The organism is Tropicibacter alexandrii, assembly GCF_003667315.2.
GTDB classification, from domain to species: Bacteria; Pseudomonadota; Alphaproteobacteria; order Rhodobacterales; family Rhodobacteraceae; genus Tropicibacter; species Tropicibacter alexandrii.
In genome coordinates, this window is sequence record NZ_RCTZ02000003.1 from 66141 (window position 1) to 80286 (window position 14146).

Genomic DNA, 14146 nt, shown 5'->3' on the forward strand with positions numbered 1-14146 from the left:
CTGGCTGGATCTGGTGTGTCGGGTCATGGGTCGGTGTCCGGGTTTCGGTCGTCTGTCAGCTCAACCTTGTAGACGTGTTCCAGATCCGACCAACGTGGGCCCAAAGGCGCGTCTGCGGAAATGGCGATGATATGCGCACGGAATGTCCCGGACTTGTCCCCCCGGAATTCCCGGGCAAACGGCGAGGGCCGGTCGCCGACATAGGCGATGACGCTTGCAAAATCCGTCTCGAAGGGTTTCGGCATTTCGGGAATGCGAAACAGCCCGGTTGTTCCGGTGTAATCGCGCGTCAGGGCAATCACGCAACCGCGCATCACCATGTCGATCTTGCCGGTCAGGAACGGCCCGCGCGCGTGCTGCACCAGAACCCCCATGGCACTCTCATGCCACAAGGCTGTCTGCGATTCAGAGAAACCCGGCGGCGCTTCGAAAGGCTCGTCAAAGCGGCCCTCTTCCAGCAGGGGGATCAAGGGCGTGCCCATTCGACGGTCCGAGGACAAGCTTCGGTCCAGGGCGGCTGCATTGTCCAATATGCGGGTCTGCTCGGCAGTGGCCGGGACAAAGCCCAGATCGGTCAGCGCCGCCACGCGGTCCTGTTGCGCGACAGACATGTCCTGACACAGGTTGAATGCCTCGGCGACCTGCGCCTGCGCCTGAGGCGCCGCACTGGCAACCGCCAGCAGCACGCCGCTCAGCGCCCGGATCGCGCACCGGAGGGTCGGAAGACAATGCTGAAGGTGGAGCATGCGGCTACCTCTGCTCGGATCAGTTCAGACAGGGCGCGTCAGGGTGCTGACAGGCGATGTCGTCGTAGTAGGTGGTCACCTTCGGGCGCGCGTCCCAATGGCGGGCGTTTTCTTCGGCGATGATCGACGGCGCGGTGTTCGGGTCGGCCAATGCCTCTTTCGAGCGGTGTTGCGGGATGACGAACCATTGGCCATCCATCTCGGCCAGCGTCATTTGCGCGCTTCGGCCCCAGCCGCACCCCGCGACCAGCGAGACAATGCCCAGTCCCAGGGCGATCCGTATAGCGTTCGTCATGCCATCCCCTCCTTTGGCAAATCGTTGCGGGCAGCTGGCCCGCCACGGGTTTCGATCCGCATCATTCCGGCACCTCGCGCGAATAGCCGCCCGCACGGAACATCCAGTCCAGGCGGTCGCGCACGATGTCGGCGGTTTCGTCATCATACCATTCCGTCAGCGGCAGGACGCGGGCCTTGTTGCCCGACGATTTGGTCACCGGCAGCGATGTCCGGCTGCTCTCCAGCCCCAGCCGCTCCGTCAGCCGGGCCAGATCGGGTCCAAGACGCTCGGCATGCAGCACCGTGTCCGGCACGAATTTGTCGCGCCGCAACCAGCCGCGGACGAACACGATCTTGCGGTCGTCGCTGACATTGCCGTCGCGCACGGATTTGCGGAACCGTGGGATCAATTGGTCGGGATGATCCGAAAGCGTCTGCCCGCGATTGCGCCAGAAGAACCCGGACAGGACTTTGGCAAAGGGATTGCGCACCACGGTGATCTTCTCGTACCGGCGCCAGACCTTTGGTGGCAACTGCGCCTTGAGGTCTTCGGCGGCGTGATGGGAATACCACGTGTCCCGAACCGCGCCGGGGGGCGGCGGGGCGGACCGACCGGTTCGGCCGAGGCGCTGCCCGACGATGCCGTGATCGCTGATGATCGCCTCTCCCCATTCCTCGACCGGCGTGCCGGGGGGGGTGCAGAAAGGCTGTAGATACATCTCGACCGAAGTCCCCGCCGTCTTGCGCGTCTTGAGAAAGATGAAGCGGTGGTCGTGGCTGACAAGGGTCATGCGCGCACCTCCCGGCAAAACGCCGCCCACCGCAGCGCGGGGCGCTGCGCGGGGTCTGCCTTGGCGGTTGCACGTGGGACCGGCACGGTCTGTCCTTTGTCAGAAAGGTTGGAAAGCGGGGTCACCCTCTCTCCAACCCATTGAGATTTGGTATCCGGGCCCCTTTGACGGGGCCCGAGGGGCCTCAGCCCAGTTCGATGGCCTTCATCACGGCCTCGCCCAGCGTGGCGGGGCTGTCGGCGACGACGATCCCGGCCTCTTGCATGGCCGCGATCTTGTCCTCGGCGCCGCCCTTGCCACCGGCGACGATCGCGCCCGCGTGGCCCATGCGGCGTCCCGGAGGCGCGGTGCGCCCGGCGATGAACCCGGCGGTCGGCTTCCAGCGGCCCTTCTTGCGCTCGTTGGCGAGGAAGTCGGCGGCTTCTTCTTCGGCGGAGCCACCGATTTCGCCGATCATGATGATCGACTGGGTTTCGTCATCCGACAGGAACATGTCGAGCACGTCGATATGCTCGGTGCCCTTGATCGGGTCGCCGCCGATACCCACGGCGGAGGACTGGCCCAGACCCATATCGGTGGTCTGCTTGACCGCCTCGTAGGTCAGGGTGCCCGAACGGGACACGACACCGACGCTGCCGCGCTTGTGGATATGGCCGGGCATGATGCCGATCTTGCAGGCATCGGGGGTGATGACACCGGGGCAGTTCGGGCCGATCAGGCGGGATTTCGACCCTTCGAGCGCGCGCTTGACCTTCATCATGTCGAGCACCGGGATGCCCTCGGTGATGCAGACGATCAGCTCCATCTCGGCGTCGATGGCTTCGAGGATCGAGTCCGCGGCGAAGGGCGGCGGCACGTAGATCACGGTGGCGTTGGCTTCGGTCACGTGCTTGGCCTCGTGGACCGAGTTGAAGACCGGCAGGTCAAGGTGGGTCGAGCCACCTTTGCCGGGGGTGACGCCGCCGACCATCTTGGTGCCATAGGCGATGGCCTGTTCGGAGTGGAACGTCCCCTGCGAGCCGGTCAGGCCCTGACAGATGACTTTGGTGTTTTCGTCTACTAGGATGGCCATGTGTCGGCTCCTTCTCAGTCTTGCGATACGGCGGGATCGGCCTGCGACCGAACCCGGATGTGTGTCTGTTGCGCGGCGCTCATGCCCCGACCTGCGGAGGCGCGAAGCCGAAGTCGCGGATTTCGGCGGCATATACCTCCGAGATCCGGTCGATGGTCCGCTGTGTGAATTGCGGCTTCGGTGTCTTCATCGCCGTCGAGTTCAGTTCATGCCCCAATTGGATCGGGGGCAGGCCGAGATCTTGGGCAACCTGATGCAACCCCTCGTCCAGCGCGTCGAAGTGTACGATCCGGTCCATGGCAAGGCTGCCGTCGAACCGGGTCAGCCAATGATGGACGGGCCGCAATTCGCGCGTCCCGGCCTGCTCCTGCACGAACCGGTCGAAATCCGGCAAACGCTCGCCGTCCTTCAGCATACGCGCGTCGCGGGCCAAGCCCATGTACCAGGACCGCACCCGGTGCCACGGATCACGCACAACCGTCCACTTGTAGTAGTCGCGGAACTGTTGTGCCGTCACCGTGCGCCCGTTGCGGGGGTTTGGGGTCGGGTTGCGCTTCAGGCTGCGTCTCGCGACGAGGCGCAGGTTCTCGCGGGAGCGGAAGGCCGCCACGGACAAGGGCCGCTCAAGATCGCGGATCGTCCGATGGTCCTGCATGTTCCACCCCTCGTACTCATCGTGATGGCCAAAGTATTTTTCGATACTCGTGCCGGCACATTTCACGATGTGTATGAAGATGAACCTGTGCTCGTGCGAGACCATGACCGTCAGCCTTTCACAGCCTTCACGATCTTTTCGGCCCCGTCGCTGAGGTTGTCGGCGGCGATGACGTTCAGGCCCGAATTGTTGATGATGGCCTTGCCTTCCTCGACATTCGTGCCTTCCAGACGGACGACCAGCGGCACCTGAAGGCCCACTTCCTTGACAGCCGCAACCACACCCTCGGCGATCACGTCGCAGCGCATGATGCCGCCGAAGATGTTCACGAGGATGCCTTTGACGTTCTTGTCAGAGGTGATGATCTTGAACGCCTCGGTAACCTTTTCCTTGGTCGCGCCACCGCCCACGTCGAGGAAGTTGGCGGGCTCGGCGCCGTACAGCTTGATGATGTCCATCGTCGCCATGGCAAGGCCCGCGCCGTTGACCATGCAGCCGATTTCACCGTCGAGCGCGATGTAGTTCAGGTCGTACTTGGACGCGGCGAGTTCCTTGGGGTCCTCTTCCGTCTCGTCGCGCAGCTCGGCGATGTCGGGCTGGCGATAGATCGCGTTGCCGTCGAAACCGACCTTGGCGTCCAGAACCTTGAGGTCGCCGCCGGGCATGACGATCAGCGGGTTGATCTCCAGCATCTCCATGTCCTTCTCAAGGAAGGCCTTGTAGAGGATGCCCATCAGCTTGACGCATTGCTTGACTGCCGCGCCTTCCAGACCCAGCGAGAAGGCGATGCGGCGACCGTGGAAGGGCTGGTAGCCGGTGGCGGGATCGACGGAGAAGGACAGGATCTTTTCCGGGGTCGAGGCTGCGACCTCTTCGATGTCCATGCCGCCCTCGGTCGAGCAGACGAAGGACACGCGGGACGACACCCGGTCGACCAGCAGGGCGAGGTAGAGTTCACGCTCGATATCCGAGCCGTCCTCGATATAGATGCGGTTGACCTGCTTGCCGGCCGGGCCGGTCTGGTGGGTCACGAGGGTCTTGCCCAGCATCTTTTTGGCTTCTTCGGCGGCTTCTTCCACCGACTTCGCCAGACGCACACCGCCCTTTTCACCAGCCTCGGCCTCCTTGAAGGAGCCCTTGCCGCGGCCACCGGCATGGATCTGCGCCTTGACGACCCAGAGCGGGCCGTTCAGCTGGCTTGCCGCGTCCTTGGCATCGGCCGCCTTGAGGACGGCGCGGCCATCGGACACCGGCGCACCGTAAGAGCGCAGAAGAGCCTTGGCCTGATATTCGTGGATATTCATGGGTCGTAAACCCCCGTTTTGCTGCGGTTTGGCAAAGGGTCTACGCCTGTTTCGCGCGGCACGGGAACTGTTTTCTTGCCGCAAATGCGAAAAACCCGCGCTTTTCCGGGTTTTGTGATCACACTTTTGCGACGTGTGATCACAAGCAACTTTTTGTTAGCGATAGTAGTCTGCCGCTGTCGGATTCGCACCGTGATGCGTCGCAGGCCACCTTAACGAAAAAGCCCCGGCACGGGGACCGGGGCTTTTGCTGTGCGTCTTGACGGGATCAGGCGAGCGAGCCGTCGATGCCCTTGCAGGCCTCGACCAGACCTTTGACCGCGTTCACCGAGGTGTCGAACATCTCTTGCTCTTCCTTGTTGAGCTTGATGTTCATGATGCGCTCGATGCCGCCAGCGCCGATCACGGTGGGCACGCCCACATACATGTCCTTCACGCCCAGATCGCCATCGCAATAGGCGGCGCAGGGCAGAACGCGCTTCTGGTCTTTCAGGTAGGCTTCGGCCATTTCGATGGCAGAGGTCGCGGGCGCGTAGAAGGCCGAACCGGTCTTCAGCAGGCCGACGATCTCGGCGCCGCCATCACGGGTGCGCTGCACGATCGCGTCCATCTTGTCCTGCGTGGTCCAGCCCATCTCGATCAGGTCGGGCAGGGGCACACCGGCGACAGTGGAGTAGCGCACCGACGGCACCATCGTGTCGCCATGGCCACCCAGAACGAACGCGGTCACGTCCTTCATCGAGACGTTGAATTCCTCGGCGAGGAAGTGGCGGAAGCGGGCCGAATCGAGCACGCCCGCCATGCCGCAGACCTTGTTCGCGGGAAGGCCCGAGAACTTCTGCAGCGCCCAGACCATCGCGTCGAGCGGGTTGGTGATGCAGATCACGAACGCGTCGGGCGCGTTGGCGGCGATGCCTTCGCCAACCGACTTCATCACCTTGAGGTTGATGCCCAGCAGGTCATCGCGGCTCATGCCCGGCTTGCGCGGCACACCGGCGGTGACGATGCAGACATCGGCACCGGCGATGTCGGCATAGTCCTGCGTGCCCTTCAGCTTGGCGTCAAAGCCTTCGCTGGGGCCGGATTCGGCGATGTCCAGCGCCTTGCCTTCGGGCGTGCCCTCGGCGATGTCGAACAGGACGACGTCGCCCAGTTCCTTCATTGCAGCAAGGTGGGCAAGCGTGCCACCGATCTGTCCCGCGCCGATCAGGGCGATCTTGGGTCTGGCCATGGATTTCTCTCCGGTCCTTCGTGAATTTGGACGAGTGGCTACGCCTTTACGCTGCTTCGCGCAAGAGTGCTGCGCTGCGGCGCGTTTACCCGTTAGGGCTATCGCTTTATCTTTCAGCGGGATAAACGAGGGGTTAACTGTAGTTGGAAGGAGACCGGCGTGGAGCTTTTTTCCCTGCCCGTCTTTACCATGGCCGTTCCGGCGGTCGTCTTCGCGGGTATTTCCAAGGGGGGCTTCGGGTCCGGCGTGGCCTTTGCCAGCGCCGCGATTCTGGCCTTGGTGATCGATCCGGGGATGGCGCTGGGGCTGATGCTGCCGCTCTTGATGCTGATCGATGTGGCCAGCCTTCCGGCGTATTGGCGCAAGTGGGACTGGCCTGCCGCGCGGGTGCTGCTGATCGGAGGAGTGCCGGGCACGCTGCTGGGGGCGCTGTTCTATGCCTGGGCCGATCCGGACGCGATCCGGCTGATCATCGGCACGGTGGCCGTCGCCTTCGTGCTGTGGCAGGCGGCGGTGCAGCGCGGCGTCGTGCGGCTTGGGACGCAGCATTTCGGGCCGCGCGTGGGGCTGGGGGCCGGGCTGGCGCTGGGGTTCACCAGCTTCGTCAGCCATGCGGGCGGCCCGGCGGCGGCGATCTTCCTGCTGGGGCAGGGGCTGTCGAAGACGCGCTTTCAAGCCACGACCGTGCTGGTCTTCTGGGCCGTGAACCTGTTGAAATGCGGGTTCTACGCGGGCATGGACATCTTCACGAAAGAGAGCCTGCTGATGAATGTCGCCTTGGCGCCATTTGCCGTGTTCGGCGCTTGGCTGGGCATCCGCGCCCATCAGTACGTGTCTGAAAAAGTCTTCTTCTCAATCACTTATGTTGCCCTGTTTGCGACCGGGCTGCGTCTGATCTGGGTTGCCTTGACATAGGGGAGCCGCATTGCGGAACAGGCTGCCACGATCTTCGATGAAGACCGTCTCCCCCTCAGGTCATGCATCGTCCCCCTTGGGCGGCAGGGCCTCGGCAAGTTCCTCGAAGGCCTGACCGGACGCCACGAGGCATGTCATGCCGTTCGCCATCGTCACGGTGATGGTCCAAGAACCGCCTTCGACATTGGCGAACACTTCCATCACGGCATTGTTCGAACCAAGGCCCATGCTTTGACGGCTTTCACCGTATTTCGTGGCGAGACGGTCGACAACCTGATCGCGGGGGGCGCAGTGTTGCAGGTTCTGCGCATGGACATGGGTGGCGGCGCCCAGCAGCAGACCGGCCGACAGGATGCCCAGTTTCATCATTTTCTCAGTCATAACTTCACCTTTCGGCTAGATCCCGGCGATGGGGCGGCTTTGCCGCCTGCCGGTATCGGTTGGGTCCCCTCAGATCCCGGGCGTCGGCCCTGACCGTCCCGCCCCGGCCGCTTTTCGGCCTGCAAACAGCTTCCGTCTTCAGCCCCTTAAATGAGGTTAACGCTGCGCGCGGTCGTTCGAATGCGAGCGAATTTTGCCGATCCTCCTGCCCATTCCGCAGGCAATTGCTGCAATGCGGCAGAAACCCCTTGCCATTTTCCGCAAAAAATGGCCTGTCTCGCGCAACAATATTACTCAACGCATCACGCAGGAGAGTCTCATGGACATGGCTGCCCGCCCGTATCGTTCGGTTCTGTATATTCCCGCTTCCAAGGAGCGTGCCTTGGAAAAGGCCCGTGGATTGCCCGTCGATGCGATCATCTTCGATCTCGAAGACGCCGTCGCGCCGGGCGAAAAACTGGCCGCGCGTGAGACGTTGAAAGCGGCCTTGCAGACCTCTTACGGCAAGCGCACCCGCATCGTGCGGATCAACGGGCTCGACACCGAATGGGGCGAGGCCGATGCCAAGGCCGCCGATGCCATGGATTGCGACGCGGTGCTGCTGCCCAAGGTCGAAAGCGCAGCCCAGCTCGACAAACTGGCTGCGCTGACCGACAAACCGCTTTGGGCGATGATGGAAACCCCGCGCGGCATGCTGAACGCTGCCGAGATTGCCGCCCATCCGCGTCTGAAGGGCTTCGTCATGGGCACAAACGATCTGGCCAAGGAGCTGAACAGTCGGTTCCGCGCCGACCGTTTGCCGATGCTGCCGGGGATCGGACTGTGCCTGCTGGCCGCCAAGGCAGAGGGCGTCGTGATCGTCGATGGCGTCTATAACGCCTTCAAGGATGATGACGGCCTGCGCGCCGAATGTGAACAGGGCCGCGACATGGGCATGGATGGCAAGACGCTGATCCATCCGGCGCAGGTGGACATCGCGAATGAGTGCTTCGCCCCATCCGAGGCCGATATCGAACTGGCAAAGCGCCAGATCGCCGCCTTCGAAGAGACGGTGGCGCAGGGCGGCGGCGTGGCCGTGGTCGACGGCAAGATCGTCGAGAACCTGCATGTCGACACTGCGCAAAAGCTGCTGGCCAAGGCTGAAACCATTGCGGCCATGGCGGAATAAGCCCTAACTGGCGCCGGGACATAAAGGGAGACGGACATGGGACTTCTCATTCTCGGCGTTGCGCTCTGGTGGGGCGGACATTTCTTCAAGCGCGTGGCGCCGGGCGCGCGTGCGAATATGGGCGACAAGGGGAAGGGCGTGATCGCGCTGGTGCTTGCCGCCTCGATCCTGCTGATGATCTTTGGCTACCGCATGGCCGATGGTGCATTCTTCTGGGGTCGGCACCCGGCAACCGTCGGCATCAACAACCTGCTGATGATCGCGGCGCTGTACTTCATGTCGCCCGGTCCGCGCAAAGGGGCGCTGTTCCACAAGATGCGCCACCCGATGCTGACGGGCTTCTTGCTCTGGACCGTCGCGCACCTGCTGGTGAACGGCGACACGCCGTCCTTTGTTCTGTTCGGGGGGCTGGGCCTGTGGGCGATTGCCGAGATGGTCGTGATCAACCGCGCCGAGCCGGACTGGACGCCGCACGCGAAGGGCAGCATCAAGAAGGACGCGATCTTTGTCGCAGCCTCGGTCGTGCTGCTGGTGGTGATCGGCTTTGTCCATACATGGCTTGGCTACCCAGCCTTCGGCTAACCCACGGGAGAGACACATGAAACTCTATCGCTTCCTCTCCGAGGACGACACTTCTGCCTTTTGCCACAAGGTCACTGACGCGCTCAACAAGGGCTGGGCGCTGCATGGCGATCCGACCTATGCCTTCGACGCTGCCAATGGCGTCATGCGCTGCGGTCAGGCCGTGGTGAAAGAGGTCGAGGGCACCTACACACCCGACGTGAAACTGGGAGAACAGTAAAAATGGCAAAGACCAATCCGGGCCGCTTTTTCGAAGACTATACCATCGGTCAGACCATCGACCATGCCGTGCCCCGGACGGTCTCTGGCGGGGAGAGGGCGCTGTATCACGCGCTCTACCCCGCGCGCCATGCGCTGTATTCCTCGGACCAGTTCGCGCAATCCTGCGGGCTGGCCGCCTCGCCGATCGACGATCTGGCGGCGTTCCACGTGGTCTTTGGCAAGACCGTGCCGGATGTGTCGCTGAACGCGGTGGCAAATCTGGGTTATGCCGAGGGGCGCTGGTTGCTGCCTGTGTTCCCCGGCGACACCTTGCGCTCGACCTCCGAAGTCATTGGCCTGAAACAGAACTCCAACGGCAAAACCGGCGTCGTCTATGTCCGCACGCGCGGTCTGAACCAGCGCGACGAGGTGGTTATGGAGTACTGCCGCTGGGTGATGGTGCGCAAGAACGACCTCGACGCGCCCGCGCCCGAGACGGTCCTGCCCGATCTGAAAAAGGCGCTGTCGGTCGATGATCTGGTGATCCCCGAGGGCTTGGATTTCTCGAACTACGATTTCACGCTGGCCGGGGAGCCGCACCGCTGGGGCGATTACGAGATCGGCGAGCAGATCGACCATGTGGACGGCGTCACCATCGAGGAAGCCGAGCATATGATCGCCACGCGCCTCTGGCAGAACACCGCCAAGGTGCATTTCGACCTGAGCTTCCGTCCCGAGGGCCGTCTGATCTATGGCGGGCATGTGATTTCGATGGCGCGGGCGCTGTCCTTCAACGGGCTGGCCAATGCCCAGATGATCGTGGGCCTGAACGGCGGCGCGCATGCGAACCCGTGTTTCGCGGGGGATACCGTCAAGGCTTGGACAGAGGTGCTGGACAAGGCCGAGACCAGCGCCCCCGGCGTCGGCGCGATCCGCTTGCGGCTGGTTGCGTCCAAGGGCGGTGCGCCGTTTGCCTACAAGGGCGAGGACGGGCGCTATGATCCTAGCGTCCTGCTGGATCTGGATTATTGGGCGTTGATGCCGATGTGATCCGGGCCGGGGCCGCCGATGACGCGGCCCCGCGCGGAAACGAATCTTTGCTCCCGCCTTTACTTTTTGTTTACGCTTCTTCGCGGAACGAGGATGGACCTGGGACAAAAGGGGGGCGACATGACTGTCATGCCCATCGCCAAGACGTGCGTCGATGTACTTGAAACGCCAAAGGACCAAGTGCCGGAGATGATCCGGGCTTTGATCCGAAAACGGGCCTTCTCTCCGCTGATGCAACGGATCAACAGTCGCTTGCGTGCCGATGATCCGGCGCTTCGCGCACGCGCGCAGGCTGCTCTGGCGCATTTGGGCTTCCCCGACTGACAGCATCGCCCGATGGTGCAAGCGGCGCTTTGCCCGCTGTTTCCGACAGAATCTGTCATGTACGCCATTGCATACCGTTAGCGCTTAAGCTTTCAGCAAGATGTGATCACGCCTCGCCAAGGTGTGATCACAAAATAGAAGATTTCTGCGAATTGCGCCAAAAAACCGCGCCTTTACAGGCGTGGCACAGGTGACAGGCGCGCAAAAAGCGATAAAACACGAGGCAACGGAACCGAAAGGACATCTGATATGGCCGACGTGAACCGGGGCAACCGCCCGCTGTCCCCGCATCTCCAAGTTTATCGCCCGCAACTGACCTCGATCACCTCGATCCTCACCCGCATCACCGGCAACGCCTTGCTGGTCGCGGCGCTGATGACCGTCTGGTGGTTTCTGGCGGCTGCGACCTCGGAAGAGTATTTCCAGTTCGCCAATGGCTTCGTGACCTCGTGGTTCGGCGATCTGGTGATGTTCCTGTCGGTCTGGGCGCTGTGGTACCACACGCTGGCTGGCATCCGGCACCTGATCTGGGACAATGCCATGATGCTGGAAATCGACCGCGCCGAGATGCTGGGCTGGCTGGTCGTCATCGGCTCCGGCCTGCTGACCATCTTCACCGTGATCGTTGTCTGAGGGGGCTGACATGGCATATCTGACCGACCGCAAGCGCGCCGTGGGCCGTGGCGCCTCCAAGACCGGCACCGGGCATTTCTGGGCGATGAAGAAGTCGTCCGTTGCGCTTCTGCTGCTGATCCCGTTCTTCGTCTTCACCTTCGGCAGCGCCCTTGGCGGCACGTACGAGGAAATCCTTGCCTATTACAGCCGTCCCTGGCCTGCGCTGATCGCGGCCCTGACGATCCTGGTGGGCTTTCACCACTTCAACATGGGCGTGCAGGTCCTGATCGAGGATTACGTCCACGGTCTGGCGTCGAAAATCGCGATCCTGCTGATGACCTGCCTGTCCTACGGGGCGGCCGCTGTCGGCATCTTCGCCATCGCCAAGCTCGCGCTCTAAGAACAGGTAAGTAAAATGGCTGCATACGAATACGAGACGCATGATTATGACGTCGTGGTCGTCGGTGCCGGCGGCGCGGGTCTGCGCGCCACGCTGGGCATGGCCGAGCAGGGTCTGCGCACTGCCTGCGTGACCAAGGTCTTCCCGACGCGTTCGCACACCGTCGCGGCGCAAGGCGGCATCGCCGCCTCGCTGTCGAACATGGGCCCGGACAACTGGCAGTGGCATATGTATGACACCGTCAAAGGCTCGGACTGGCTCGGCGACACCGACGCTATGGAATACCTCGCCCGCGAGGCGCCCAAGGCCGTGTACGAACTGGAACATTACGGTGTTCCGTTCTCGCGCACCGAAGAGGGCAAGATCTACCAGCGCCCCTTCGGCGGCCACACCACCGAATTCGGCGAAGGCCCGCCGGTGCAGCGCACCTGCGCCGCCGCCGACCGCACCGGCCACGCCATCCTGCACACGCTCTATGGCCAGTCGCTCAAGCAGCGGGCCGAATTCTACATCGAATATTTCGCCATCGACCTGCTGATGGAAGATGGCGAGTGCAAGGGCGTCCTGTGCTGGAAGCTTGATGACGGCACCTTCCACGTCTTCAACGCCAAGATGGTCGTGCTGGCCACGGGTGGCTATGGCCGTGCCTATTTCTCGGCAACGTCCGCCCATACCTGCACCGGCGACGGCGGCGGCATGGTGGCGCGGGCGGGCCTCCCGCTTCAGGATATGGAGTTCGTGCAGTTCCACCCGACCGGTATCTACGGCTCGGGCTGCCTGATCACCGAAGGCGCGCGCGGCGAGGGCGGTTACCTGACCAACTCCGAGGGCGAGCGTTTCATGGAACGCTACGCGCCCACCTACAAGGACCTCGCGCCGCGTGACTATGTCAGCCGCTCGATGACCATGGAAATCCGCGAAGGGCGCGGCGTCGGCAAGGACGGGGATCACATCCACCTGAACCTGTCTCACCTGCCTGCCGAGGCGCTCGCGGAACGCCTGCCGGGCATCTCGGAATCGGCCAAGATCTTTGCCGGCGTCGACGTGACCAAGGAACCGATCCCGGTTCTGCCCACGGTGCATTACAACATGGGCGGCATCCCGACCAACTATTGGGGCGAGGTGCTGAACCCGACCAAGGACGATCCGACCGCCATCGTGCCGGGCCTCATGGCCGTGGGCGAGGCGGGCTGCGCGTCGGTGCATGGGGCGAACCGTCTGGGCTCGAACTCGCTGATCGACCTCGTGGTCTTTGGCCGCGCCGCCGCGATCCGTGCCGGCAAGGTCGTCGATCCGTCGACCAGCGTGCCCAAGGCGCCTGTCAGCGAAATCGACAAGGCCTTTGACCGGTTCGACGGGCTGCGCAATGCCAAGGGCAACGTCGCCACCGCGGAACTGCGTCTGGAAATGCAGAAGACCATGCAGCGTGACGCCGCCGTCTTCCGCACCGCCAAGACGATGGCCGAAGGTGTCGAGGCGATGACCGCCATTGCGGGCAAGATGGATGACATCAAGGTCACCGACACCTCGCTGGTCTGGAACTCCGACCTGATGGAAACGCTTGAGCTGACCAACCTCATGCCCAACGCGCTGGCCACCATCGTCGGGGCCGAGGCCCGCAAGGAAAGCCGCGGCGCGCATGCGCACGAGGACTACACCGAGCGGGATGATGAGAACTGGCGCGTCCATACCGTTGCGCGGGTCGCTGGAAACAGCGTCGATCTGAGCTATCGTCCTGTTATCGTTGATCCGCTCACGACCGAGGACGAGGGCGGCATCAGCCTCAAGACAATCGCACCCAAGGCGAGGACATTCTGATGCGCATCGTGGCACTTCTGACGGCAATTTTGGTTGCAACCGCAACTCCGCTTCTGGCCAATGGCCAAGGCTACGGGGTGCAGGAGTGTCACGCCTACGCAAACAGTCTCGCCTATACGGGGGCGAAAAGCTATTCGGCACAATATACTGCGGCCTACCAGGCCTGCATGGACCAGCGCGCCGACTACGCTGCCGCCCAACCGAATTTCCGGCAACCGCGCGGGCACAATGTCACCGTTGGCTATTGCCCGCCCAACGCGCCCTTCATGTATCGAGGAACGTTGTATTGCCGGAACTGATGCGCAAACGACCGGTCGCCTTGCTGCTCTGCCTGTCCGTGGCGGCCTGCTCGCCGCAGGCGCAGGACCAGATCGCGCGCAATGCGGCCCGGTCCGCCATTACGCCCGTGGTGCAGGACCGGTTTCCCGGCGTCCCGTTGCAGCCGGCCATCGACTGCATCATCGACAATGCGAACGCGGCCCAGATCAATGCGCTGGCCGCCGACGCGGTGCTTGGGGCAACCGAAAGCACCGCGCAGATCGTCACCGACATCGTCTCGAAACCCGAGACCCTAACCTGCTTGGCGGCCGAGGGCCTGCCGGCGCTGCTGCGATAGG

19 protein-coding genes are annotated in these 14146 nt (G+C 63.1%); 11 read left to right on the forward strand and 8 right to left on the reverse strand.

Annotated features, from left to right (window positions below; translation table 11 throughout):
* Positions 1 to 23: 23 nt before the first annotated feature.
* The 7 genes from D8Z78_RS04665 to mdh form a co-directional block, all read right to left on the reverse strand.
* Complete coding sequence (locus D8Z78_RS04665; protein ID WP_121631368.1) at positions 24 to 746, reverse strand: hypothetical protein; 723 nt, start codon at positions 744 to 746, stop codon at positions 24 to 26.
* 19 nt (positions 747 to 765) lie between these two features.
* Complete coding sequence (locus D8Z78_RS04670; protein ID WP_121631367.1) at positions 766 to 1041, reverse strand: hypothetical protein; 276 nt, start codon at positions 1039 to 1041, stop codon at positions 766 to 768.
* Between the two features lie 61 nt (positions 1042 to 1102).
* Positions 1103 to 1813 carry a sulfotransferase family protein gene (locus tag D8Z78_RS04675; RefSeq protein ID WP_121631366.1) on the reverse strand — a complete coding sequence of 237 codons (711 nt, stop codon included), beginning with the start codon at positions 1811 to 1813 and terminating at the stop codon, positions 1103 to 1105.
* Between the two features lie 184 nt (positions 1814 to 1997).
* Entirely contained in the window at positions 1998 to 2885 is an 888-nt protein-coding gene (gene sucD, locus D8Z78_RS04680) for a succinate--CoA ligase subunit alpha (protein ID WP_121631365.1), read from the reverse strand.
* 79 nt (positions 2886 to 2964) lie between these two features.
* Positions 2965 to 3645, reverse strand: coding sequence for a sulfotransferase family 2 domain-containing protein (locus D8Z78_RS04685; protein ID WP_121631364.1), 681 nt, complete (start codon positions 3643 to 3645; stop codon positions 2965 to 2967).
* 5 nt (positions 3646 to 3650) lie between these two features.
* Positions 3651 to 4844, reverse strand: coding sequence for an ADP-forming succinate--CoA ligase subunit beta (sucC, locus tag D8Z78_RS04690; RefSeq protein ID WP_121631363.1), 1194 nt, complete (start codon positions 4842 to 4844; stop codon positions 3651 to 3653).
* 268 nt (positions 4845 to 5112) lie between these two features.
* The gene (gene mdh / locus D8Z78_RS04695) at positions 5113 to 6075 is read right to left on the reverse strand and encodes a malate dehydrogenase (RefSeq protein WP_121631362.1); all 963 of its coding nucleotides are present in this window, start codon (positions 6073 to 6075) and stop codon (positions 5113 to 5115) included.
* 159 nt (positions 6076 to 6234) lie between these two features.
* Between mdh and D8Z78_RS04700 the strand changes: the two genes are divergently transcribed.
* A complete protein-coding gene (locus tag D8Z78_RS04700; protein ID WP_420824301.1) occupies positions 6235 to 6990 on the forward strand; it encodes a sulfite exporter TauE/SafE family protein in 756 nt (251 codons plus the stop codon).
* A 60-nt stretch (positions 6991 to 7050) separates the two neighbouring features.
* Here the strand turns inward: D8Z78_RS04700 and D8Z78_RS04705 are convergent, their stop codons facing one another.
* Positions 7051 to 7371, reverse strand: a complete 321-nt coding sequence (locus D8Z78_RS04705) for a hypothetical protein (protein WP_240671993.1) — start codon at positions 7369 to 7371, stop codon at positions 7051 to 7053.
* 319 nt (positions 7372 to 7690) lie between these two features.
* Between D8Z78_RS04705 and D8Z78_RS04710 the strand changes: the two genes are divergently transcribed.
* The 10 genes from D8Z78_RS04710 to D8Z78_RS04755 all read left to right on the forward strand — a co-directional run bounded on the left by D8Z78_RS04710 (position 7691) and on the right by D8Z78_RS04755 (position 14145).
* Complete coding sequence (locus D8Z78_RS04710) at positions 7691 to 8539, forward strand: HpcH/HpaI aldolase/citrate lyase family protein (protein ID WP_121631361.1); 849 nt, start codon at positions 7691 to 7693, stop codon at positions 8537 to 8539.
* 36 nt (positions 8540 to 8575) lie between these two features.
* Positions 8576 to 9121 (forward strand): NnrU family protein, encoded by a 546-nt coding sequence (locus tag D8Z78_RS04715; RefSeq protein WP_121631360.1) that lies wholly within the window; start codon positions 8576 to 8578, stop codon positions 9119 to 9121.
* A gap of 16 nt (positions 9122 to 9137) precedes the next feature.
* Positions 9138 to 9341: a DUF1737 domain-containing protein gene (locus D8Z78_RS04720; RefSeq protein WP_121631359.1), complete on the forward strand. Its 204-nt coding sequence runs from the start codon at positions 9138 to 9140 to the stop codon at positions 9339 to 9341.
* 2 nt (positions 9342 to 9343) lie between these two features.
* Positions 9344 to 10372, forward strand: a complete 1029-nt coding sequence (locus tag D8Z78_RS04725; RefSeq protein ID WP_121631358.1) for a MaoC family dehydratase — start codon at positions 9344 to 9346, stop codon at positions 10370 to 10372.
* A gap of 129 nt (positions 10373 to 10501) precedes the next feature.
* A complete protein-coding gene (locus tag D8Z78_RS04730; protein ID WP_206169634.1) occupies positions 10502 to 10696 on the forward strand; it encodes a hypothetical protein in 195 nt (64 codons plus the stop codon).
* A 249-nt stretch (positions 10697 to 10945) separates the two neighbouring features.
* Positions 10946 to 11329, forward strand: a complete 384-nt coding sequence (gene sdhC / locus D8Z78_RS04735) for a succinate dehydrogenase, cytochrome b556 subunit (protein WP_121631356.1) — start codon at positions 10946 to 10948, stop codon at positions 11327 to 11329.
* 10 nt (positions 11330 to 11339) lie between these two features.
* On the forward strand, positions 11340 to 11711 hold the full coding sequence (gene sdhD / locus D8Z78_RS04740; RefSeq protein ID WP_121631355.1) for a succinate dehydrogenase, hydrophobic membrane anchor protein: 372 nt from the start codon (positions 11340 to 11342) through the stop codon (positions 11709 to 11711).
* 15 nt (positions 11712 to 11726) lie between these two features.
* Complete coding sequence (sdhA, locus tag D8Z78_RS04745) at positions 11727 to 13529, forward strand: succinate dehydrogenase flavoprotein subunit (protein ID WP_121631354.1); 1803 nt, start codon at positions 11727 to 11729, stop codon at positions 13527 to 13529.
* The gene (locus D8Z78_RS04750; RefSeq protein ID WP_121631353.1) at positions 13529 to 13828 is read left to right on the forward strand and encodes a hypothetical protein; all 300 of its coding nucleotides are present in this window, start codon (positions 13529 to 13531) and stop codon (positions 13826 to 13828) included. The genes sdhA and D8Z78_RS04750 overlap by 1 nt, the downstream gene beginning before the upstream one ends.
* Positions 13828 to 14145: a hypothetical protein gene (locus tag D8Z78_RS04755; RefSeq protein ID WP_121631433.1), complete on the forward strand. Its 318-nt coding sequence runs from the start codon at positions 13828 to 13830 to the stop codon at positions 14143 to 14145. Before D8Z78_RS04750 ends, D8Z78_RS04755 begins: the two co-directional genes overlap by 1 nt.
* The last annotated feature ends 1 nt before the right edge of the window (position 14146 follow it).